This window comes from Paractinoplanes rhizophilus (genome assembly GCF_042664765.1).
Lineage (GTDB): Bacteria > Actinomycetota > Actinomycetes > Mycobacteriales > Micromonosporaceae > Actinoplanes > Actinoplanes rhizophilus.
In genome coordinates this window covers 46,491-67,254 of the sequence record NZ_JBHTBJ010000030.1, presented here as the reverse complement: position 1 = coordinate 67,254, position 20,764 = coordinate 46,491, and the positions used below count along the sequence as shown (strand labels likewise).

Genomic DNA, 20,764 nt, shown 5'->3' with positions numbered 1-20,764 from the left:
CCATCAGAATAATCAGCTAATCCGGCTCTTGTTCTTTTCAAAAAGATGGTGCCGGACATGGCTCTCCTGGCCAACGAAGGCCTTGAATCCTGTCAGCTTATACTGCGTACCCGACGGAGATTCTATCGTCTCGATATCGAAGTCGCGCTTGAGAAGGCTGATGCGACGCTCCAACTCGGAGGGATCGATCTGCTTTCCGCCGGCTCTGAGAAGACGAGCTGTCGAGACGAAGTCATCACTGCCGCGGAGCGCTAGGTAGATCGCATCATGGTCTGCCGAGATCCGTTCGGACGGCGAGCCTTCGTGCCTCAGCGCACGCATTATCGATCTGCCGACCGCCGCTGCGACCGGTGGCGGGAATGCGTTTCCGATCTGGCGATATCTGGTGGTCTTGCGGCCAGTGAATACCCATGGGTATTCATCCGACCATCCCTGAATGCGCGCTACCATCTCACAGGTCAGCTTGGGTCCGACCGGGAATTTCTGGCCCTTGATGGGTGCGTTGTCCGCAACCCCCAGTGCGTCCACGCCCATCTCGGCCCAGGCGCGCTTTGCTCGTGTCGGCCCTAGGTCGGCGCCTCCGTGCTTCTTTGAACCGCCTACGATAGTTGGAGCGATCTTGTCAGCACGGGTGGCCCATTGCTGGGCAAGTTCCCAGCCATTCGAAGCCATGAGGTCCTGGAGCGTTTCTCCGACGGTAAGTGCGGGGCCTTGCAACTCGGGCCAGGAGAAGTAGGGTGCGTGGTCTTCCTTGAGCGCTACCAGAACGAAGCGTGGACGGAGCTGCGGCACACCGAAATCGGAGGCTTGAAGAAGTTTCCATTCCGCGATGTAGCCGAATGAAGCCAAGGTGTCTAGCACGTGCTGGCGATATCCGGAAAAGCGAGGCATGCTCAGCCCTCGCACGTTCTCAAGAAGGAGTGCCTCCGGTTGGACCGTTTGCACAAGCTTTACTGCCCAGGCGAAGAGGTCACGTTCGTCGGTGGCACCAAGCTGCTTGCCTGCGATGGTAAACGGCGGGCACGGGACGCCTCCCGCAAGCAGAGAGATGCCCTGGTAGTCCGAGGGGTTCCACGTCGCGGGGTTAGCGACGTCACCCATCGCGACCTTCCAAGACGGACGATTCTCTTTGAGAGTGTTGACTGCGTTTTCGTCGAGCTCCACTGCGAGGGCATGTTCGAAGCCGGCCTTCTCGAGACCGAGAGCTTGTCCGCCGGCGCCAGCGCAGATCTCCACTACCTCGTGGCTGGTCACAGACTTCCTCCTTGCTCCGCAGGGTGGCATCACCACCGATGCGAGTATCTTGCCCTAAGTCGAGGTGATCGTTGAGGGATCAAAGTTTCCCGGGGTGTCGTAGTGGCTGTGCGTGACGGCGCAAAGGCAAGGCGTGACGCTCACGCCGCAGGGCTTTATCCGGCCCCGCTCAACGAGGGCCGGTCGCGGAACATGCAGGCGAACCGGAGGGCGAATACGAAGCCAGAGGTGCGCTTGCGTTCTGCGCTCCACGTCCTGGGTTTTCGGTTTCGCAAAGACTTCGTTGTCAAGCTTGCAGGTGCCCGGGTGCGGCCCGACATCGTCTTTACTCGTCGCAAGGTCGCCGTCTTTGTTGACGGCTGCTTCTGGCACGTATGTCCCCTGCACGGGCGGCAGCCGACCACGAATGAGTGGTACTGGGCTCCGAAGCTGCGACGCAATATGGAGCGCGACCGCAGGGCGGACGAGCTGCTCACGGAGGCCGGCTGGAGCGTCGTACGCATCTGGGAGCATGAGTCACTCGAGTCGGCGGTCGACCTAGTCACGCAGAAGCTCCCGTAATGGAACATGTGTTCTACGATACCGCCCGGACGCCTCTAAGTAAAGCCGTTACTAATTAGGTACGTCCCTACATTTGTTCGCCTGTCGAAAGGTCCGCGGCGGGAACGCCTGCGCACCACCAACCTCGTCCCGGCTCCGTGGGCCCGAGCTCCGGCGACCGGCATCGGATAGCGTGAAGCCGGCAAGCCGGGTACGCACCGCGAAGGGGAGCACGTGGAGCTGTTGCACAGCGGCAAGGTTCGTGACGTCTACGCCGACGGCGACGACCTCATCCTGGTCGCCTCGGATCGCATCTCGATCTACGACGTCATCCTGCCCACGCCGATCCCCGACAAGGGCAAGATCCTCACCCAGCTCTCCCTCTGGTGGTTCGACCAGCTCAGCGACGTCCTCCCCAACCACGTCATCTCCGCCACCGACGTGCCCGCCGAGTGGGCCGGCCGCGCCATCCGCTGCGAGCGCCTCGACATGGTCATGGTCGAGTGCATTGCCCGGGGTTACCTGGCCGGCTCCGGCCTCAAGGAGTACCAGCGCGACGGCGCCATCTCCGGGGAGAAGCTGCCGGACGGCCTGATCGAGGGCTCCAAGCTGCCCACCCCGATCTTCACCCCGACCACCAAGGTGCCGCCGGGGGAGGGGCACGACGAGTTCATGACGTACGCCGACGTCGAGGCGAAGGTCGGCGCGGAAGCGGCCGCCGAGCTCAAGCGAATCACCCTGGAGGTCTACCGGCGCGGGCAGCAGGTCGCCGAGACCAAGGGCATCATCATCGCCGACACCAAGATCGAGCTGGGCCGGGCGAAGGACGGCACGGTGAAGCTGGGCGACGAGCTGCTCACCCCGGACTCGTCGCGGTTCTGGGCGGCCGACGAGTGGAAGCCGGGCGGCAGCCAGCGCTACCTCGACAAGCAGTTCCTGCGCGACTGGTCGTCGAGCCTGACCGACTGGGACCGCACCGAGCCGGGGCCGGCCGTGCCGGACGAGGTGGTCGAGGCCACCCGGAACCGCTATATAGAGGTATACGAGCGGCTGACCGGCAGCAGCTGGGCTTAGGTAGGACTGGCCCTAGCTGGAGCTGGTGTGCGGGCGGCGCGTCGACGACCACAGCGTCTGCAGCGTGCCGCCGTTCCGCTTGTTCATGAGGTGCACGCCGTAGGCGGATCCGACGACCGCCATGATGATGCCGGTCCAGCCGCCGAAGACGATGCAGAACGGGGCCATCGTCCACAGCAGAATCGCCATCGTCATGTAGAGCCGCCGCCTGGGCCGGCACATCCGATCAACACGCTGCGAGAATCGTGGATCATCCGCGCGCAGCTGGGTCACCATGCCGTCGAAGACGGCTTTCTCGTTGGGTTCGAGCACGGGGGACCACCTCCGCGCTTTGGCTACCCGTCGATTCCCGTGCGAAAACTGTCGGCTGCGCCATGTGCCCATAAACATCAAGATCAAAACCACTTTTCCGTACGGGTACCGGGGCACCCAACCGCAAGCGGCGGCGAACCAACTGCTCGGGCGGCAGGCCCGTCCCGGCGTGACCCACGTCACCCCCGGCGGATCATGTGGCGCGGGACGCAAGTTGACGACGCAAGCAACCGCCTACGCTCGAAACGTGGATTACGGCCACCCGCTTGAATTCGGGACCTTCATCACGCCCGTCAATGACCCGCCGCGGGCGGCGGTCGCCCGGGCGCAGCTCAGCGAGCAACTCGGCTTCGACCTGGTCACCTTTCAGGATCACCCCTACAACGCCGGCTTCCTGGACACGTGGACGCTGCTGAGCTGGGTAGCCGCGCAGACCACGAAGATCCAGATCTCGGGGAACGTGCTGAACGTCCCGATGCGCCCGGCTCCGGTGCTGGCGCGCGCGGCCGCCAGTCTCGATCTGCTCTCCGACGGGCGGCTCGCGCTCGGGCTGGGCGCCGGCGCGTTCTGGGACGCCATGGCCGCGATGGGCGTCCCGCGCCGCACCCCGCCCGAGTCGGTCGATCAGCTGAGCGAGGCGATCGACGTGATCCGCGAGGTGTGGCGGTCGGACGAGCGCGCCCGGCTCCGCTACGATGGCAAGTTCTACCAGCTCAAGGGGGCCAAGCGCGGCCCGGCCCCGGCGCACGAGGTGCCGATCTGGCTGGGCGCCTACAAGCCGCGCATGCTGCGCCTGGCCGGCGCCAAGGCCGACGGCTGGCTGCCCTCGCTGAGCTACCTCAAGCCCGGCGACCTGCAGAAGGGCAACGCGATCATCGATGAGGCGGCGGCGGAAGCGGGCCGGGACCCGCGCGAGATCCGGCGGCTGCTCAACGTCTTCGGCGACCCGTCGAAGCCGGCGGCGCAATGGATCGACGAGATCCTGCCCCTCGTCCTCGAGAACGGCGTCGGCACGATCATCATCGGTTCGGACGATCCGGGTGAGCTGCGGCGGTTCGCTGAGGAGGTCATTCCGGCCGTACGCGAAGAAATCGCGAAGACGCGCACCGCTGCCCTACCGATAAGAAGCGCCGCAAAGCTCGCCAAACGGCGCGATGGCATCGATTACGACCAGCTTCCGTCGTCGCTCACGGCGATCGAGCCGGGCGATCACGCGTACGCGAAGGTGCGCTCGACCTACATGCGCGGCGGCTCGCCCGGCCTGGTGATCCAGCCGCGGACCGCCGACGAGGTGGCCGAGGCGCTCGCCTTCGCGCGCGATCAGAAGGTCCCGCTCGCGGTGCGCAGCGGCGGCCACGGGATCAGCGGACGCTCCACGAACGACGGTGGCATCGTGATCGACCTGTCGGCGATGCGCGAGATTACCGTGCTGTCCGAGGCCGATCGCCTGGTACGGGTCGAGGCCGGCGCCCGGTGGAAGGACGTGGCTGCCGCGCTTGCCCCGCACGGGTGGGCGCTGTCCAGCGGCGACTACGGCGGCGTGGGCGTCGGCGGGCTGGCCACCGCCGGCGGCATCGGCTGGCTGGCCCGCGAGCACGGACTCACGATCGACCACCTGCGCGCCGCCGACCTGGTCCTCGCCGACGGCTCGAAGCTGCACGTCAGCGAGGCCGAGCACGCCGACCTGGTCTGGGCGGTGCGCGGGGCCGGCGCGAATTTCGGAATCGTTACCGCCTTCGAGTTCCAGGTCGACGAGGTCGGCGACGTGGGCTTCGGCCAGTTCGTCTACGACGCGTCGGACGCCGCCGGCCTGCTCGAGCGCTGGGGCGCGGCGATGGAGGCCGCCCCGCGCGACGTCACCGCCAACCTGATCATGGGACCGCCGCGGCGCGGGCAGGCGCTGGCCCAGGTGTACGGGGTGGTCGACTCGTCCACCCCGGACGTCATCATCGACCGCCTGACGCCGATCGCCGAGATCGCGCCCCTGCTCGATCAGCAGGTGCAGCTGGTGCCCTACGCCGGCGTGATGAACGTCCCGGACGCCGCGCACGCCGGGCAGGGCGAGCCGGTCGCCCGCTCGGGCCTGATCGACCATCTGACCCCGGAGTTCGCCGCGGCGGCCGCCGAGTTGATCGCGTCCGGCACCGTCTACTTCTTCCAGGTGCGCTCGGTGGGCGGCGCGGTGGCCGATGTGCCCGCGGAGGCGACGGCGTATTCGCACAGATCGGCAAACTTCTCGGTGGTGGCATTCGGTGCGTCGAGGTCGAGATTGGACGCGGCATGGGAGGTGCTTGCCCCCCATTTCCGGGGTTTGTACCTCTCGTTCGAGACAGACCAGAGCCCGGAGCGAATAAAAGAAGCCTGGCCAGCCCCGGTTTTGGGCCGGTTGCGCGCCCTCAAGAGGCAGTACGACCCCGGCAACGTCTTCCGCGACAACTTCAATATCGACCCTTTGGGGGAATAGTTCCCTCTCGTCCTCGATCCACAACTACGGTGGGTAACCGAATTCGCCGCGTCGAAAAGGGGGAATTCACCCGTTGGAGATGCGCCTGTCCGACGATCGGTAACCGGCTGGCCCATTCCCGGGCGCGGTATCCCAGCGTGACAACACAGGAGGGGCCGACGCCTCAGCGCCAGCCCCTCTATATATCTGGAAAGCTCTTATCTCTCCTGCGTCGTGCCGACCGGCCGCTTGGGCCACGCCGCGCCCGCTCCGCATCCCTGGCAGGACAGTTGCTCGCCACACGCGGGGCACCAGTCGTTGGACCGTCGCAAATACCAGCCGAGGGCCACGCCGGCCAGCAGGCTCAGCAGGCCCACGAGCGCCGCGACGACCAGCGCCCCGGTCATGCCGCCGAGCCTCGCACCGGCAGGCCGGTCGGTGTCATCCGGGTGCCCCGGGCCTGCGGGCGCCGGTCGAGCGCCGGATCCTCCGACGAGCGGGCCGTCACATAGGGAGCGGTGAAGGTGTCGACGCCGGTGCCGCGGTGGGCGCCGGGGCGGTAGGTCACGGTCACCGCCCGCGGGGACGCCGCCTCGATCACCCCGGCCCGCCAGCCGTCGCGGTAGACCCAGACCGGGTCGGACGGGTGGTAGCTGTCGGCCGGCGCCACATCGGCGGGATCGCGCTGCGGAGGGGCGACGGTCGGCGTGACAGGCCTATCCGGATTGACGGGCGGATGCGGGACCGGTGCCGTGGACATCGAGATGACCCTCCCAGATCTCGGAGACTCGGTCGTGAGGTTGGCGTCGACCGCCATCCATCCCGTACGCGTGGGCCGAGAAGCCGAACTTGCTGCACGCCTCGCCAACCAACACGGTGTGTCAGCGAGTGGTGCGTGTCTGTCAGCTATCATCCTCGCGAAAGGTTGCAACCGCAAGGCCGTCTGCACGTGCATCCGCACCGGGCGAATGCTTGGGCGTCACGCTCCGGAGATACGCTGGTGCTGTTTCGTTGTGGACGATCTCCCCTTTAGGATGCTGGTGGACTGCGGCCGGCAGCCCCAGACAGCGATGACGAGGAGTCAGGTGAGCGCGGGTTCGCAGGAGGAGGCACCGGGCAGCGGCCCCACAGTGCTGCGCATCCTGCTTGGTGCTCAGCTCCGCCGTCTGCGGGAATCCAAGGGCATCACCCGCGAGGACGCGGGGTGGGAGATCCGCGCCTCGGGTTCCAAGATCAGCCGGATGGAGCTGGGGCGGGTCAGCTTCAAGGAGCGCGACGTCGCCGACCTGCTGACGCTCTACGGCGTCGGCAGCGCCGAGGAGCGCGAGGCGCTGCTGGTGCTGGCCCGGCAGGCCAACAACCCCGGCTGGTGGCAGCAGTTCAGCGACATCCTGCCCGGCTGGTTCCAGTCGTACCTGGGCCTGGAGGCGGCCGCCACCCTGATCCGTACGTATGAGATCCAATTCGTCCCCGGGCTGCTGCAGACCCCGGAGTACGCGCGGGCCGTCATCATGCTCGGCCACGCCGGCGTCACCCCGGAGGAGATGGATCGCCGCGTCGAGCTGCGCCGGGCCCGCCAGCAGGTCCTCGACCGGCCGGAGGCGCCGCAGCTGTGGGCGGTCATCGACGAGGCCGTGCTGCGCCGTCCGATCGGCGGCGTCGAGGTGATGCGGGCGCAGATCGAGGCCCTGATCGAGGCGGCGAAAAAGCCGAATGTCCGGCTGCAGATCATCCCGTTCAACGCGGGTGGTCACGCCGCCGCGGGCGGCCCGTTCGCGATCCTGCGCTTCCCCGAGCCCGAGCTTCCCGACGTCGTTTACGTCGAGCAGCTGACCAGCGCCATCTATCTGGACAAGCGCGAGGACGTCGACCAGTACGCGATGGCGATGGAGCGGGTCTGCATCGACGCCGAGCCGCCGAACCACACGCCCGAGATCCTCGGCAAGCTGCTGCACGAGGTCGGCCGGCCCGCCTGATCGGCCGGCCCGCACTGGCCGGTACACAACTGGCCCGTACACAAATAGTCCGAACACCAAAAGAGGGCCGCGGTCGTCATGGGGTGACGCGGCCCTCCGTCGTCTGCGCGCCAGGGACTTGAAGAGGGGGCCTTCAGTCGCGCATAGGAGGTAATCGGCCCGGGCGTGACGTGGACATGATCACGTCACGCCCGGCGCCCTTCGCCATACCGCTCCGGGCCGCGATCAGCCGAGCAGGTTGTCGAAGTCGCCGTCGCGAACGCCCAGGATGAAGGCCTCGATCTCGGCCGGCGTGTAGATCAGGGCCGGGCCCTCCGGGTCCCGGGAGTTGCGCACAGCGACCTCGCCGGTGGGCAGCGCGGCGCACTCGACGCAGTTGCCGCTGGGGTTGCTGCGCCGGCTCTTCTGCCAGGTGACACCGTCCAACTGCCCGGCGGGGGTGCCGTTAACCGCGTACGACATTTGAAGCTCCCTTGGTTGGCTCCGGTCGGGGATCGCCCGGAGTTGCTCTCTCGTGGCTACGGCCGCATTACACGTTGTGCAAATGCACGTGCATTTGGCCTTGCGTACTCACGGGATTGTGAGCATGATAACGCACGTACACACCTGAGGGGTGTCACTTACGGTGACATCTTTGAGTGACGGGTCGGTCGCGGAAACGGCGTCTGCGGCCTCGACGCGAGGTTCCCTGGCGGGGGCGGTCCGAGCGAGAGGTGACGAGATGTCCATTCCCAACATCGGTCCCGAACATGCCGACTCGGGCGACCCCGATGGGGTGGAAACACCTCGAAGGGGAAACCCGGCGCTCGTCTACCGAGACGAGCCGGAGACGGACGAGGTGTCCGCCGCGACGGCGCGAGCCAGCGTGGTGACGCACCGATTCGGCGGCGTCAGGTATGCCCTGACCCGCCACGATGCGACGGTGGCCGACCCGCTGCCACCGGCCGAGGAGGGTGATTCCGACGCGCGCGAGTGACCTGGTCAGCTGCGCGCGGGGCCGACGGGCCGGGCTCCTTCCCGGCCCTCCGGTGCCCGTGCCGACGGCGCTGACGTTCCGCGGTGGGCGCCTTCTCGAGCGCCTGCCCCGCTGGCCCGATCATGAGTTCGCCGAGTCGGACTATCGTCATGGAAACGGCACCCTGCGGTTACGCATTGTGTGCGTCGAGTGGGAGATCGCGATCGTCCGCGACGGCTCCACGTGGCTCGCGACGGACGCCATAGAGATCGATTCGGCCGGCAATCCGATCGGCCGGCGGCAGATTTTCATCCGGGCGGAGCGGCTTCCGGCTCCCCTGGCGCGGAAGAGGCCGCGATTGCGCGCCGGCCAGACCGCGAGAGCGGGTGTGACGCCGTAGTTACCCGCACCCCGACGCCGGTCGGGCGGTCCGGTTCCCCCGTGCCAGATCGCCCGGCCGGTCCACCCACTGCCGAGCGCCACGCCCGCTCGGTGGAAGGGGGTACTGATCGGGGACCGCTACCCAAGGGCGGTCCCCGATCTGCCACAGAACCCGCGTGCCCGCCAGACCCGCGTGCCCGGTGCTCAGGCGGCGGAAGCCTGCCCGTGCCGGGTGCGTGACCACACCACCCGGTCGCGTCCGCCGTGCTTCGCGGCGTACAGATGACGATCCGCCACCGACAGCAGCGCCGGCTGGGTCGCCTTGCCGGCGTCGGCGACGCCGGCTACCCCGACGCTCACCGTGACCGGAACGCCCGCGGTGAGCGTTTCCCAGGAAAAGCCCTTGATCGTACGGCGGATCGCGTCGATCTTCTCGACCGCCTGTTCGGTCGGGGTCTCGGGCAGGACCATGAGGAACTCCTCGCCGCCGAGCCGCACCACGAACCCGCGCGGCGTCACCGCGGCCAGCTCGGTCTCGAGCAGCTTGGCCGCCTGCACCAGCACCCGGTCGCCCACGTCGTGCGAGAGCTCGTCGTTGATCCGCTTGAAGTGATCGAGGTCGACGATCGCCACGGTCAGCTCGGGGTCGGTCGCGATCAGGCCGGGCAGCTGCTCGTTGAGGTACCGCCGGTTGCGCAACCCGGTCAGCGGATCGCGGCGGGCCTGCTCGCGGAACCGCTCGGCCTCCTGCCGCGCCTCCTCGGTCTCGAACATCACCTGGCGGGTGCGCGCCTGCGCCTCCCGCTGGAGCGAGTGCTGCCGGGTGTAGGTGGCGAAGAACTCCTTGTGCGCCGCGAACGCCTCGGCGAATTCGCCCCGGGCCGCGTGCAGCTCGGCCTGCTCCTGGTGCACCCGGACCATGACGTGGCCGAGCTCCCGCTCCACGCAGAGCCGCCGGGACGCGTCGAGGCTGCGCTGGGCCCGCCCGTACGCAGCCAGGCAGCGCTGCGCCCGGGACAGCGTCAGCAGGTATTCCGCCAGCGCGTCGGCGTCGTCCTGGTTGCCGTCGTTGTGCAGGTCGATGCAGGCGAGGAGGGTCTTCTCGGCCTCGGCGTGCTGCCCGTTCTCGATCTGGATGGCGCCGATCGTGTCGAGCAGCGAGGCGTCCAGCCTGAACCCGAACGTCTTGGCGACGTCCTGCAGCTGCCCCGTGACCTGCTGCGCGCGATCGTGATGGCCGGCGGCGTACTCGGCGTACGCGAAGTTGTTGAGCACCGCGAGCAGCAGATCGGGCCGCCCGAGCCGGGAGGACAGCTCGGCGGCCTGCCGGTAACGCAGCCGGGCGGCATCCATCGACCCGCTCAGGCTCAGCGCGTCGCCCAGCTTGACCCGATGCCAGATGCGCATATGGTCGGTCGCGGTCTCGTCGAGCAGCTCGACGCTGAGGACCGCGTGCTCGAGGCACTGCGCGGCGTCACCCAGCAGCCGATGGATGTTGGACCAGACCAGGTGGGTGCGGGAGGTCAGCTGCCGGGCGTCGTGCTCGACCGCCCACTGATGCACCTTCCAGATACGCCGCGCCGCGCCCGCCACGTCGCCCGCGCGCATGTGCAGGTTGGCCTGGCTGAGCCGGGCCCGGGCCACGAGCAACTCGTCCCCGAGGGCAAGGGCCAGCTCCTCGAGCTGAACGGCCCGCTCGAGCATCGCGGCGGCATCCCAGTTGATCTCGTCCTCGAGCTCGAGCAGGGCTGCCGATAATCGCTCGCCGTCCAACCCGTCCCCACCCCTCCCACAGCACTGCGTGCTTTCAAAGGCTAGCTCTGGGTAAGCGTAAGATCCCACGCGCACCCGCGTGATCCATCTCGCCCTGGATCTTGGTATTACCGTGCGATCCATGACGGTGAATCCAGTCGTCGTCGCCGCGTCCGATGGACCGCAGGACGCGTGGTCGGGCGTGTGGATCGCCGAGGACATCGAGCTGATCCATCAGGGCGTCCGGAACGGCAGCTGGATCGACGGAACGCTGGGTGTGGCGGGGGTCGGGCTGGACGCTTTGGCGTTGGTCTCCGACCCGGCCGGAGCGCTTCTTCAGTATGGCGTCTCCTGGCTGATCGAGCACGTCAAACCGCTCTCGGAGGCGCTGGACTGGCTGGCCGGCGACCCGGGCCAGATCGCTGCTCACGCGCAGACCTGGCGCAATGTCGGGAACTCGCTGCGGGACCGGATGGAGGTGCTGGCTCGGGCGGTGCGCTTCGACACGAGCGAATGGAGCGGCACGGCGGGCGACGCCTACCGGTCCTGGGCCGCTGGGCACGGTCAGGCGCTGGCCGCGCTGGCCACTGCATCCGACACCATGTCCGCGATCGTCGAAGGCGCCGGCATGCTGATCGCCGCGGTTCGCGTGATGGTGCGGGACGCGATCGCCACGGTGGTATCTCGCTTGATCGTGTACGCGGCGGAGGAGGTGGGCTCGTTCGGATTGTCCACCCCACTCGTGGTCGGGCAGGTGACGACCCTGGTGGCGTCCTGGGCCGCGAAGATCTCCCAGTGGCTCCGTAAGCTGATCAAGAGCCTGCGTTCGCTGGACGGCGAGTCCGGCGTGCTGGCGACCCTGATCGAAAAGATCAGCCCGTTCCATCGCGCGGAAGAGCCCAAACCGGCCAGCAAGCCCCAGCCGGCCGATGAGCCCCAACCGCCCAAGAAGCCGGGGCCGCCCGAGAAGATCGGCGGCCCGAAGGAGTTCGATCCGCAGGAGCTGCGTGGGCAGAGCGCCGATGACGTCCGTGCTCGCATCCCCGACGCCTGGGCCAAGGACAATTCGGCGCGTGGCGGCGGCGAGGTATATCGCGACCCGGGCCACCATGGCCGGCAAATTAGGATCATGCCGGGCTATCCACCCGGGTCGCGCGCCGATCCGGTCACCTGGGGCCCGTACGCCGTGGTCTCGCAGGGCGGCCGGAAACCGGTCAAGATTCCCCTCGAAGGAAACCCGACATTGTGAGTGACGAAACCGTCGACTGGTTGGTGCAGGAAGTCAACGACTTGCTGGACGTCTCCAGCGTGGGCCTCTATGAGTTCATCGAGCTGCTCGCCGACTCCGGTCTGCCGGCGGAGGAGCGGCGACACATCGCCCAGGGTGCGCTCGACCGGCTCGTCGCGGCCGGCGGTGTCGGTCTGTACGAGATGCGATGGCCCGAGTCCGAGCACGTCCGCCCGACCGCCGCCGTGATCTGGCGGCGGCCCGATCGGGACGACGCCACATATGTGGCCCTGGACCGAGAGAGCGGCGCCCCCGCCAATGGGGACGCCGCTTCCTGAAGAGCACGGGTCGGGTCAGCGGGGCAGGGCCTCGGCCGGGATCGGGGCCGCCTTCGCCGCGGCGGCACCCGCAAGCTCCGAGACCGAGGCGGCGGTGCGGGTCGGCGGGGTCTCGTCGGCCGGCGCGATGAGGTCGACCGTTGAGCGCAACGCGGTGGGCTTCATCAGCAGGGCAGCGATCACGCCGACCACCGCGATGGCCGCCGAGATCAGGAAGATGTGGCCGGTGGCGTCGCCGTACGCGACGTGAACCAAATGCTGGACCGTCTCGGGCAGGGCCGACAGATTGAGCGAGCTGGACGCGGCCGCGTCGCCGCCGGCGGGCATGCCGGCCGCGGCCAGTTCGTGGGTCAGGTTGTCGGTGACCCGGTGGGCCAGCACCGCGCCGAGCACCGAGACGCCGATTGTGCCGCCCAGCGAGCGGAAGAAGGCGATCGTCGACGACGCCGCACCGATGTCCCTGAGCGCCACTGTGTTCTGCACCGACAGCACCAGGTTCTGCATCGACATGCCGACGCCGATGCCGACCAGGGCCATGGCGCCGCCCACGTACCAGAGGCTGGTGTCGTGGTCGAGAGTCGAGAGGCCGGCGAAGCCGCCGACCAGGATCAGCGTGCCGGCGACGATGTACGGCTTGATCCGGCCGCTCTTGCTGATCAGGCGCCCGGCGACGGTCGACGAGACCAGCACGCCGGCCATCATCGGGATGGTCAGCAGGCCCGCCTCGGTCGGGCTGTAGCCCCGGCCGATCTGGAAGTACTGGCCGAGGAAGACCGCGCCGCCGAACATCGCCATGCCGACCGCGAGGCTCGCCACGATCGCGAGGGCGGTGTCGCGCTGCTTGACGATCGGCAGCGGGACCACCGGCTCCGCGACCCGGGTCTCGACCCGGACGGCCACGGCCAAAATCAACAAACCGAGACCCACCATCGCGTACGTCTGCCAGGAGAGCCACGCGAACGAGCTGTCCACGAACGACACCCAGACGAGCAGGGTGCTGACGCCGAGCGCGATCAGCGTGGCGCCGACGTAGTCGACCTTGACGTGGTCCCGCTTGATGACCGCGAGGTTGAGCGTCTTCTGCAGCACCACCAGGGCGATCACCGCGACCGGCGCGCCGATGAAGAAGCACCATCGCCAGCCGAGCCACGCCGTATCGACGATGACGCCGCCGAGCAGCGGGCCCCCGACCGTGGCGACGGCCATGACACCGCCGAGGTAGCCGTTGTACCGGCCGCGCTCCCGGGGCGGGATCATCGCGGCGATCGCGACCTGGACGAGCGCCTGCACGCCGCCCATGCCGAGGCCCTGGAAGGCGCGGGCCGCGATGAGCTGGCCGGCGGTCTGGCTGAAGCCGGCGATGATCGAGCCGAGCACGAACACCACGATCGAGATCTGCACCAGCAGCTTCTTGCTGTACAGGTCGGCGAGCTTGCCCCAGATCGGGGTGGATGCGGTGGCGGTGAGCAGGCTGGCCGTGACGACCCAGGTGTACTGGGTCTGGTTGCCGTCGAGCGCCCCGATGATCTTCGGCAGCGCGGTGGAGACGATCGTCGACGAGGCCATCGCGACGAAGAGCACCAGCAGGAGGCCGGACAGGGCCTCCATGATCTGGCGGTGGTTCATGGGTTTCGCGCTCATCGCGCCCGACCTCCTGGATGTGGTTGTCACATGCAACAATCGGCCAAGCTTGCGCATTGCGCAATCTTTCGCATTGAGAAGTAAGTCACCGGCCGGTAGGCTCAGGTCATGAGCACGACGGCGGAGCCGGGCCTCCGAGAGCGCAAGAAGGCCGCGACCCGGCAGGCCCTGCACGACGCGGCGGTGCGCCTGGCGACCGAGCACGGCCTCGACCGGATCACCGTCGAGGCGATCGCCGACGAGGCCGGCGTCTCGCGGCGCACGTTCTCGAACTACTTCGGCAGCAAAGAGGAAGCGCTGATGTACGGCGACTTCCGGCGCGTGCAGAGCCTGATCGAGATGGTGCGGGCCCGCCCGGCGAGCGAGTCGCCGTGGACGGCCCTGACCGCGGCCGCCGCCGCCTTCACCGGCGAGCTGGGTGAGCTCGATCCGCAGCTGGTGGTGCAGGGCCGGCTGCTGCGCAGCCATCCGACGCTGATCGCGGCCCAGGTGCAGACCTTCGCCGCGGTCGAGCGCGATCTGGCCGCCGAGGTCTCGGCCCGGATGGCCGAGGACGACCCGAGAGGGGTACGCGCTCGGATGACCGCCGCCACCTTCCTGGTGGCCCTGCGCGTCTCGCTGAACATGTGGCTCGAGGCGCCCGCCGGCACCCCGCTGTGGCAGATGGCCGAGGAGGCGCTGGCCACCGCGGGCCGAGGGTTCAAGTAACGGAAAACGCGCGACTCCGGGTGGGGGCCCGGAGCCGCGCGCTTCCTACCTTTTGGGGATGAGAGCAAAGCCCGATCAGCCGGTGAAGCCGGCGAAGATCTTGCTGAACTCGAGCGGCGCCTGTGCCACGTTGGTGCACTGGAACAGCGCGCCCGAGCAGGCGTTCTTGTCGCGGTTCAGCTCCCAGAACGAGACGAACCCGAGGTGGTTGGCGTTCGCGAAGGCCACCAGGTCCCGGGCGTCGCTCGGGAGGAATGTGCCCTGATCGTCGTTGACGCCCAGCATCGGGGTCACGCCGACCATCTTGAACGCGGCCGCGTCGCTGGTGCCGTACACGGACTTGATCTGGTCTTTGGTGCTCTTGACCGCCTGAATCGCGAGGTCTCCGTAGTCCTGGCCGGCCCGCCCGTAGTCCATCGCCATGATGTTGACCAGATCCAGGTCCACGCCCGCGTTCTTGGCCGACTTGACCACGTTCAAGCCGTCCGCGGTGAGTCCCTCGGGCAGCACCGGCAGGGTGAGCGAGATCTTCAGGCCGGGGTTGGCCTTCTGCAGGGCCGCCAGCGCGGTCGAGCGGCGGGCGATCGTGGTCGGGTCGGCCACGGCCGCGCCCTCGATGTCCAGGTCGATGTACCTGAGGTCGTAGGCCGAGACGACCGCTTGGTACTCGGCCTGCAACGCCGAGACGCTGGCGCAGGCCTGGGCGAGCTCGATGCCGGTCGCGCCGCCGAACGAGACCTTCACGTCACCGCCGGCCGCGCGCACCGCCGCGATCTGGTCGGCGAACTGCTTCTGCCGCGGGTCGAAGGCGTTGAACCAGCTCGCCTTGCAGCCCACGCTGGTCACGAACGCCAGGCTGAAGGACTTGAGGTTCCCGCCGCTGCCGAGCTGGGCCAGGGTGGTCGAGCCGTTCGAGAGCAAACCCATGTCGACGTACGGGGCGACGAGCACCTTCCCGCCGCTCGGGGCCGAGGTGGGCGCGGTCACCGGGGGCTTGGTGGTGGGCGCCGTCGTCGGCGGCCCAGTCGTCGGCCCAGTCGTCGGCCCAGTCGTCGGCCCAGTCGTCGGCCCGGTCGTCGGCGCGGTGGTGGGCGCCGTCGTCGGCTTGGTGGTGACCGGTGCGGTCGGCGCTGTGCCGCCGGAGCAGGACGCGCCGTTGATCGTGCAGCTGGTCGGCGCGCCGCTACCGGCCACGACGAACCCGAACTCGGCGCGGCCGCCGGCCGGGATCGTGGTGGCCCAGCTCGGGTTCTTCGCCGTCGAGACCCCGCCCGCGGTGGTGATCGTGGCGTCCCAGAAGCTGCCGAGCTTCGCGGTCGAGGGCAGCCCGAAGACCAGCTGCCAGCCGTTCACCGCCGCGCCGGTGCCGTTGGTGATCGTGTACCTCGCCTGATAGCCCGTGCCCCAGTCGCTGTCCGTGCTGAAGGTGGCGGTGAGGACGCCCGCGGCCGTGGTGGTCGGGGTGGTGGCCGCGACGGCCGCGCCGACGCCACCGGCCACGGCGACGACGGCCGCCGAGGCGTAGATGGCGAGACGCAGACGGCTGCGTTGCATGGGTGACTCCGATCGCAGGGGTTGACGACGGGAGTCGATTCTTGGCCGTGACCTGTTTAAACGACCTTGTACGGACCTTAAAGATCCTTAAATGACCGCTTGTGGCCGCCGCGTCACCGCCGCGCCAGGCCGTCCAGCAGCAGCACGAGCTGGCGTTTCCAGGCGTCCGGCTCGAGGGACGCGCTCACCACGCCCGCGTTGGCCCGCATCAAGATGCTCAGGTCGTGCCGGGTGAAATCGGCCCGGAGCGCCCCGGCCTGCTGTGCCCGGGCGATGACCTCGCTGGCGCCGCGCTGGGCGGCCGCGCGCAGCGCCGAGAGTCGCTCGTCGTCGTCGAACGACGTCGAGACCAGCAGCTCGGAGAGGCCGCGGTCGGTGGCCTGCAGCTCGAAGAGGCGGGTGAGATATCCGACGAACGCGGCCCACGGGTCGGGCTCGTGCAGGGCGAGCTCGGCCAGCTCCACGTACTCGGTCATCTGGCCGGCGAACACCTCGGCGATCAGGTCGCGGCGGGTGGGGAAGCGGCGGTACAGCGTCGCGTTGCCCACGCCGGCCCGCCGGGCGATCTCGTCGAGCGACGCGTCCAGCCCGTGCGCGCCGAAGATCTCTCGGGCCGCGGCGAGAAGCGCGGCGCGGTTGCGCTCCGCGTCCGCGCGCAGTCGATTGGCCATGGAGGACAGGGTACGACGAGACGGGGAGATATCCCCGGTTGGTGCTAGGTTGCGCACATGCAGACCACGACTGTGCAGGTGCCGACCGCCGACGGCACGGCGGAAGCGTACCTGGTCAGGCCGGACGGCGATGGCCCGTTCCCCGGCGTGCTGATGTTCATGGACGCGTTCGGCTTGCGGCCCCGGCTCGCCGAGATGGCCGAGCGGATCGCCGAGCGCGGTTATGCCGTGCTGGTGCCCAACCTCTTTTACCGCAGCGCGAGCGGCCCGCTGGTCACCGCCGAGGAGCTGACCGACCCGGAGAAGCGCGGCGCCGCCTTCGCCCGGCTCGTGCCGATGATGCAGCGGCTCACGCCGGCGCGAGTCGCCGCGGACACCGGCTCGTACCTCGACTTCTTCGCCGCGCAGCCGGGCGTCGCGGCCGGGCCGGTCGTGGCCGTCGGGTACTGCATGGGCGGGCGCAACGCGCTGCGCGCCATCGAGGCCCACCCCGACCGGATCAAGGCGCTCGCCAGCTTCCACGCCGGCGGCGTCGTCAGCGACGACCCGGACAGCCCGCACCTGGCGGTCGGCAGCATCACCGGCGAGGTCTATTTCGCCCATGCCGACCACGACCGGTCGAACACGCCCGAGCAGATCAAGACGCTGGAGGCGGCCCTCGAGGACGCGGGCGTCACCTACACCTCGGAGCTTTACGAGGGCGCGCCGCACGGCTTCACGATGAGCGACACGGCGGCATACGACGCCGGCGCCGAGGAGCGGCATTGGGTCAACCTGTTCGCCGTGCTCCACCGCAACCTGCCGGTCAGCTGACGCAGAACTCGTTGCCCTCGATGTCGGCCATCGTGTGCCACGAGAACGGCCCCTGCGACTGCGAATAGAGGAACGTGGCGCCGCGCGCGACCAGGGCGTCGCGCACGGCGTCGCGGCGCTCGTCGCCCGCCCGTACGTCGACGTGGACGCGATTTTTCACCGTCTTGGGCTCGGGCACGCCCTGGAAGAGCACGCGCCGACCGGACTCGGGGTGGCGGATCGCCGCCCCGGTGCGCCACACCAGCTTGCCGTTGTGGGTCTTGGTCTCGTCGTCGGTCGCGAAGCCGCGGGCCACCATGTCCTTGATGAAGGCCTCGTCCTGCTCCTCGAGCTGCCACTCGAGCGTCTCGGCCCACCAGTCGGCCAGGGCGTGCGGATCGGCGCTGTCGACGACCACCTGGAAGTCATATGCCATGCCGAGCACGCTAGTCGCGGGGTACGACAGGTTTTCTAGTTGTCGTACAGGCCGGGGAAGTAGCGGTCGGTCAGCGTCACGTCGTACACCTGGCGCACCTCGGTGATGCGCCCGTCCGCGACCGCCAGGAACTCGACCATCCGCGCGGTGCCGAACGGCGCGACCAGGTCGTAGACGAGCGTCGCCCCGTCCTCGGCGAGCGTCTCGCCGGCCACCGTGACCTTGTCGGCGAACCCCGCGATCCGATGCTGCACCTGCAGCAACTCCTCGTCGTCGACCGGGGCGTCCAGGTTCCACTCCACCTCGACGTCGGGGGCGAGCAGCTTGCGCACGGCGGCGGGGTCGTCGCTGGTCCACGACCGGGTCCAGAATCCGATGACGTCCATCGTTTCGTCTCCTTGAAGTGGGCGACTAGAAGTGGGCGACGCCGGCTTCGGGCCGGGCCGGCATCGGGTCGGGGAACTGGCCGTGGCCGAGCAGGGCCGCGGTGGCTTGCGCGATGCGGACGGCGGCCAGGCCATCGCCGTACGGGCTGCCGCCCAGGCCCAGGGAGTCGCGTCGCACCCGGCTCTCCAGCAACTCGGCCATCGCCGCCACGATCTCGCCGGCCTCGGCGTCGACCGGTCGAGCGCTGCCGGCGTGGATGGCCTCGGTCAGCCCGCCACCCTCGCCCGGCACCAGCACCGCGGTCCCGGCGGCGAGCGCTTCCTCGGCCAGGTCCACGTCGTCGGTGACTACCACGTCGGCGACCGCGATCAGCCGGGACCGCTCCGGGTACGGCATCGACAGCCCGCCGATCACATCGAGGTCGTGGTGCTGGGCGGCGATCGCCAGCATGGCCGCCCGTACCGGCTCGTTCGCGGCGCCGGCGCCGGCCACCACCACCCGGTTGGCCCGGGGCTTGGCGGGCCGCTTCGTGCGCCCGGCCATCAGCCGGGTCCCCTCCACCGCGGTGCCGCCGGTGAGCAGCACGTCGCCGGGTACGACCCGCTCGTCGAGCAGGTTCATCGCGGCCAGCGGCGCGGCGGCCAGATGTACGGTCGCGACCTGCGCGAGCAGCCGGCGGTCGGCGTCGGCGTCGTCGGCCACCAGCGAGCCGGAGCGCCGTCCGGCGTCCATGTGCATGATCGGCACGCGGCGCCAGTACGCGGCCAGCGCCGCACCGAGGTTGTCGCCGCGCACGACCACGGCGGCCGGGGTGCGCGCGGCCCACAGTTGGTCGTACCGGCGGATCGCCGCCGAGTGGCCGGCCGAGGCCGGCAGCGTGATGTCGGCGGCGAGCCCGCAGGCGATCCAGGTGCGCGCCACGGCGGTGGGCTCCGGGCTGGCGGCGATCAGCACCGGGGTGACCAGGCCCTGCGCACGCATGGCGATGGCGACCGGGGCGAGCCGGAGGGCCTCGGCGCACGTGCCACCGGCGAGGTGGACTTCGGGCATCGTCATATCGTCTCCGGAACTGCGGGGGTCAGCGGCTCGTTGGACGCTATGCAGTCACGGAGCGTGAGGCAAGCCGTCCCCACTCATTGTGGCCGAACGGCCCAGCCCAGACGTCCCAGAGCTGGCCTAACCGGCGAAAACCTCCGGAGATGCAACTACGCTACGCAATGTCGAGGATCGCGATGAATGCTACGCAGAGTTGCTAGTCGCGCGGGGTGTTGTTGAGCAGCGAGGGGTCGTCACGCAGCAGCGCGGCGAGCCGGCGGGCCGCCAGCTCGGTCTCCTCGGGGCGCTCGACCTGCAGCGGGATCGGTTTGGGGAGCGGGGTCGGCATGGCGCCACCGCGCTGCGGAGCCATCCGCTCGTGGGCCGCCGGCTCGGCGGGCGCGCGATATTGGTCCGCCTGGATGCGGTGGGTCTGCAGGTCGGGCCCCGAGCTCTGCGGTGGCACCGGCGGCGGCGGGGTGGCCGCGAAGGGGTGCGGCGGATAGGCCGGGGCCGCGCCGCCGGAGACGGGACCGCTGGAAACCGGGCCGCTGGAAACCGGGCCGCTGGAAACCGGGCCGCTGGAAACCGGGCCGCCGGAAACCGGGCCGCCGGGAATCGGGCCGCCGGCGAGCGGGTCGGACACCGGACCGCCGGCGCCCGGGCCGTTCGAGGCCGCGTCGCGGGCGGCCATGCCCAGGTCGCGCATGCGGGCGCCCAGGTCACGGGAGGTCTCGCCGGGATCGCGCGCCGGGTGTCGCAGGTCGTCGGCCGGTGGTGGGGAGTCGAACGAGCCGTAACGGCGCTCGGCCGTGTCGGAGTCGGCATAGTATGCGTCGCGGGCGCTCGGTTCCGCGTACCCGTAATGAGCCGGACCGTAGCGATCCTGGTCGTCATGGCTCATCCGCCGCGGCTCGCCGGCCGGCGAAGCGGGCGGCGAGACCGGCCGCGCCGGGTAGGGATCCTCGACCAGCGGATCGTCGAGATCCACATCGACGATGTCGGCGTGCCGGGGTGCGGGGGCGGCCGAGGCCGGCGGCACCGGGATGTCGGCGTTGACCTGCACCTGGCCCTCGGCGAAGAAGAAGTGCAGCAGAACCGGATCGCCCGAGCCCTCCGCGCCGACGGTCACGCCCAGCTCCGGATGGCGTGCCACGACTCCAGCGATCGCCTCGACCAGCTCCGTCACAGCCGGTGAGGTCCCGGTAGCCTCACTCGCGGCGCGCCTGCGCAGCTCATCGCGGCGCGCGAGCTTGTCGAGCGCGTCGTCCAGTCCGCCTCGCACGT

General features: G+C 69.3%; 23 protein-coding genes. 10 read left to right on the top strand and 13 right to left on the bottom strand.

The features are described from left to right. Positions 1-12 precede the first annotated feature (12 nt). The gene (locus tag ACFQS1_RS30045) at positions 13-1,254 is read right to left on the bottom strand and encodes a DNA cytosine methyltransferase (RefSeq protein ID WP_378974890.1); all 1,242 of its coding nucleotides are present in this window, start codon (positions 1,252-1,254) and stop codon (positions 13-15) included. Between the two features lie 102 nt (positions 1,255-1,356). On the opposite strand from ACFQS1_RS30045, the gene ACFQS1_RS30040 reads away from it, so the two are divergent. Beyond that, the gene (locus ACFQS1_RS30040; RefSeq protein WP_378974888.1) at positions 1,357-1,815 is read left to right on the top strand and encodes a very short patch repair endonuclease; all 459 of its coding nucleotides are present in this window, start codon (positions 1,357-1,359) and stop codon (positions 1,813-1,815) included. A gap of 213 nt (positions 1,816-2,028) precedes the next feature. Further along, the gene (locus ACFQS1_RS30035) at positions 2,029-2,868 is read left to right on the top strand and encodes a phosphoribosylaminoimidazolesuccinocarboxamide synthase (protein WP_378974886.1); all 840 of its coding nucleotides are present in this window, start codon (positions 2,029-2,031) and stop codon (positions 2,866-2,868) included. 12 nt (positions 2,869-2,880) lie between these two features. Here the strand turns inward: ACFQS1_RS30035 and ACFQS1_RS30030 are convergent, their stop codons facing one another. Then, complete coding sequence (locus tag ACFQS1_RS30030) at positions 2,881-3,180, bottom strand: DUF3040 domain-containing protein (RefSeq protein WP_378974884.1); 300 nt, start codon at positions 3,178-3,180, stop codon at positions 2,881-2,883. Between the two features lie 247 nt (positions 3,181-3,427). Here ACFQS1_RS30030 and ACFQS1_RS30025 point away from each other — a divergent pair, with 247 nt between their 5' ends. Continuing rightward, entirely contained in the window at positions 3,428-5,644 is a 2,217-nt protein-coding gene (locus ACFQS1_RS30025; protein ID WP_378974882.1) for an LLM class flavin-dependent oxidoreductase, read from the top strand. Between the two features lie 197 nt (positions 5,645-5,841). Here ACFQS1_RS30025 and ACFQS1_RS30020 read toward each other — a convergent pair whose 3' ends face one another. Together ACFQS1_RS30020 and ACFQS1_RS30015 are read right to left on the bottom strand one after the other, a co-directional pair. Next, on the bottom strand, positions 5,842-6,030 hold the full coding sequence (locus ACFQS1_RS30020) for a YneF family protein (protein ID WP_378974880.1): 189 nt from the start codon (positions 6,028-6,030) through the stop codon (positions 5,842-5,844). Then, entirely contained in the window at positions 6,027-6,383 is a 357-nt protein-coding gene (locus ACFQS1_RS30015; RefSeq protein WP_378974878.1) for a hypothetical protein, read from the bottom strand. The genes ACFQS1_RS30020 and ACFQS1_RS30015 overlap by 4 nt, the downstream gene beginning before the upstream one ends. A gap of 325 nt (positions 6,384-6,708) precedes the next feature. Here ACFQS1_RS30015 and ACFQS1_RS30010 point away from each other — a divergent pair, with 325 nt between their 5' ends. Next, positions 6,709-7,599, top strand: coding sequence for a helix-turn-helix domain-containing protein (locus tag ACFQS1_RS30010; protein WP_378974876.1), 891 nt, complete (start codon positions 6,709-6,711; stop codon positions 7,597-7,599). A gap of 225 nt (positions 7,600-7,824) precedes the next feature. Here the strand turns inward: ACFQS1_RS30010 and ACFQS1_RS30005 are convergent, their stop codons facing one another. Beyond that, a complete protein-coding gene (locus ACFQS1_RS30005) occupies positions 7,825-8,061 on the bottom strand; it encodes a DUF397 domain-containing protein (protein ID WP_378974874.1) in 237 nt (78 codons plus the stop codon). A 259-nt stretch (positions 8,062-8,320) separates the two neighbouring features. Here ACFQS1_RS30005 and ACFQS1_RS30000 point away from each other — a divergent pair, with 259 nt between their 5' ends. Continuing rightward, positions 8,321-8,575: a hypothetical protein gene (locus ACFQS1_RS30000; RefSeq protein ID WP_378974872.1), complete on the top strand. Its 255-nt coding sequence runs from the start codon at positions 8,321-8,323 to the stop codon at positions 8,573-8,575. 58 nt (positions 8,576-8,633) lie between these two features. Then, positions 8,634-8,954 (top strand): hypothetical protein, encoded by a 321-nt coding sequence (locus tag ACFQS1_RS29995; protein ID WP_378974870.1) that lies wholly within the window; start codon positions 8,634-8,636, stop codon positions 8,952-8,954. Positions 8,955-9,139: 185 nt separating this feature from the next. On the opposite strand, the gene ACFQS1_RS29990 is transcribed toward ACFQS1_RS29995, so the two are convergent. Further along, positions 9,140-10,708 (bottom strand): GGDEF domain-containing protein, encoded by a 1,569-nt coding sequence (locus tag ACFQS1_RS29990; protein ID WP_378974868.1) that lies wholly within the window; start codon positions 10,706-10,708, stop codon positions 9,140-9,142. A gap of 121 nt (positions 10,709-10,829) precedes the next feature. Between ACFQS1_RS29990 and ACFQS1_RS29985 the strand changes: the two genes are divergently transcribed. Both ACFQS1_RS29985 and ACFQS1_RS29980 read left to right on the top strand, forming a co-directional pair. Then, complete coding sequence (locus ACFQS1_RS29985; RefSeq protein WP_378974866.1) at positions 10,830-11,936, top strand: WXG100 family type VII secretion target; 1,107 nt, start codon at positions 10,830-10,832, stop codon at positions 11,934-11,936. Then, a complete protein-coding gene (locus ACFQS1_RS29980; protein ID WP_378974864.1) occupies positions 11,933-12,253 on the top strand; it encodes a hypothetical protein in 321 nt (106 codons plus the stop codon). The genes ACFQS1_RS29985 and ACFQS1_RS29980 overlap by 4 nt, the downstream gene beginning before the upstream one ends. Before the next feature lie 15 nt (positions 12,254-12,268). Here ACFQS1_RS29980 and ACFQS1_RS29975 read toward each other — a convergent pair whose 3' ends face one another. Continuing rightward, complete coding sequence (locus ACFQS1_RS29975; protein WP_378974862.1) at positions 12,269-13,894, bottom strand: MDR family MFS transporter; 1,626 nt, start codon at positions 13,892-13,894, stop codon at positions 12,269-12,271. Between the two features lie 108 nt (positions 13,895-14,002). Here ACFQS1_RS29975 and ACFQS1_RS29970 point away from each other — a divergent pair, with 108 nt between their 5' ends. After that, positions 14,003-14,602 carry a TetR/AcrR family transcriptional regulator gene (locus ACFQS1_RS29970; RefSeq protein ID WP_378974860.1) on the top strand — a complete coding sequence of 200 codons (600 nt, stop codon included), beginning with the start codon at positions 14,003-14,005 and terminating at the stop codon, positions 14,600-14,602. A 75-nt stretch (positions 14,603-14,677) separates the two neighbouring features. Here the strand turns inward: ACFQS1_RS29970 and ACFQS1_RS29965 are convergent, their stop codons facing one another. Continuing rightward, positions 14,678-16,156 carry a cellulose binding domain-containing protein gene (locus ACFQS1_RS29965; protein ID WP_378974858.1) on the bottom strand — a complete coding sequence of 493 codons (1,479 nt, stop codon included), beginning with the start codon at positions 16,154-16,156 and terminating at the stop codon, positions 14,678-14,680. 113 nt (positions 16,157-16,269) lie between these two features. Next, complete coding sequence (locus tag ACFQS1_RS29960) at positions 16,270-16,827, bottom strand: TetR/AcrR family transcriptional regulator (protein WP_378974856.1); 558 nt, start codon at positions 16,825-16,827, stop codon at positions 16,270-16,272. A 57-nt stretch (positions 16,828-16,884) separates the two neighbouring features. Between ACFQS1_RS29960 and ACFQS1_RS29955 the strand changes: the two genes are divergently transcribed. Beyond that, a complete protein-coding gene (locus ACFQS1_RS29955) occupies positions 16,885-17,640 on the top strand; it encodes a dienelactone hydrolase family protein (RefSeq protein ID WP_378974854.1) in 756 nt (251 codons plus the stop codon). Here ACFQS1_RS29955 and ACFQS1_RS29950 read toward each other — a convergent pair. The 4 genes from ACFQS1_RS29950 to ACFQS1_RS29935 form a co-directional block, all read right to left on the bottom strand. Further along, complete coding sequence (locus ACFQS1_RS29950; protein WP_378974852.1) at positions 17,633-18,055, bottom strand: VOC family protein; 423 nt, start codon at positions 18,053-18,055, stop codon at positions 17,633-17,635. The genes ACFQS1_RS29955 and ACFQS1_RS29950 overlap by 8 nt on opposite strands. A gap of 35 nt (positions 18,056-18,090) precedes the next feature. Beyond that, positions 18,091-18,441: a hypothetical protein gene (locus ACFQS1_RS29945; protein WP_378974850.1), complete on the bottom strand. Its 351-nt coding sequence runs from the start codon at positions 18,439-18,441 to the stop codon at positions 18,091-18,093. A 25-nt stretch (positions 18,442-18,466) separates the two neighbouring features. Next, the gene (locus tag ACFQS1_RS29940; protein ID WP_378974848.1) at positions 18,467-19,492 is read right to left on the bottom strand and encodes a UDP-N-acetylglucosamine 2-epimerase; all 1,026 of its coding nucleotides are present in this window, start codon (positions 19,490-19,492) and stop codon (positions 18,467-18,469) included. Positions 19,493-19,694: 202 nt separating this feature from the next. After that, a complete protein-coding gene (locus ACFQS1_RS29935; RefSeq protein ID WP_378974846.1) occupies positions 19,695-20,762 on the bottom strand; it encodes a hypothetical protein in 1,068 nt (355 codons plus the stop codon). Positions 20,763-20,764: the final 2 nt, after the last annotated feature.

Bases quoted from the DNA above. Each gene is read 5' to 3' on its own strand.
- ACFQS1_RS30020 (WP_378974880.1), bottom strand. From the start codon at position 6,030: ATGACCGGGGCGCTGGTCGTCGCGGCGCTCGTGGGCCTGCTGAGCCTG.
- ACFQS1_RS30015 (WP_378974878.1), bottom strand. From the start codon at position 6,383: ATGTCCACGGCACCGGTCCCGCATCCGCCCGTCAATCCGGATAGGCCT.
- ACFQS1_RS30005 (WP_378974874.1), bottom strand. From the start codon at position 8,061: ATGTCGTACGCGGTTAACGGCACCCCCGCCGGGCAGTTGGACGGTGTC.
- ACFQS1_RS30000 (WP_378974872.1), top strand. From the start codon at position 8,321: ATGTCCATTCCCAACATCGGTCCCGAACATGCCGACTCGGGCGACCCC.
- ACFQS1_RS29985 (WP_378974866.1), top strand. From the start codon at position 10,830: ATGACGGTGAATCCAGTCGTCGTCGCCGCGTCCGATGGACCGCAGGAC.
- ACFQS1_RS29975 (WP_378974862.1), bottom strand. From the start codon at position 13,894: ATGAGCGCGAAACCCATGAACCACCGCCAGATCATGGAGGCCCTGTCC.
- ACFQS1_RS29970 (WP_378974860.1), top strand. From the start codon at position 14,003: ATGAGCACGACGGCGGAGCCGGGCCTCCGAGAGCGCAAGAAGGCCGCG.
- ACFQS1_RS29965 (WP_378974858.1), bottom strand. From the start codon at position 16,156: ATGCAACGCAGCCGTCTGCGTCTCGCCATCTACGCCTCGGCGGCCGTC.
- ACFQS1_RS29960 (WP_378974856.1), bottom strand. From the start codon at position 16,827: ATGGCCAATCGACTGCGCGCGGACGCGGAGCGCAACCGCGCCGCGCTT.
- ACFQS1_RS29955 (WP_378974854.1), top strand. From the start codon at position 16,885: ATGCAGACCACGACTGTGCAGGTGCCGACCGCCGACGGCACGGCGGAA.
- ACFQS1_RS29950 (WP_378974852.1), bottom strand. From the start codon at position 18,055: ATGGCATATGACTTCCAGGTGGTCGTCGACAGCGCCGATCCGCACGCC.
- ACFQS1_RS29945 (WP_378974850.1), bottom strand. From the start codon at position 18,441: ATGGACGTCATCGGATTCTGGACCCGGTCGTGGACCAGCGACGACCCC.
- ACFQS1_RS29940 (WP_378974848.1), bottom strand. From the start codon at position 19,492: ATGCCCGAAGTCCACCTCGCCGGTGGCACGTGCGCCGAGGCCCTCCGG.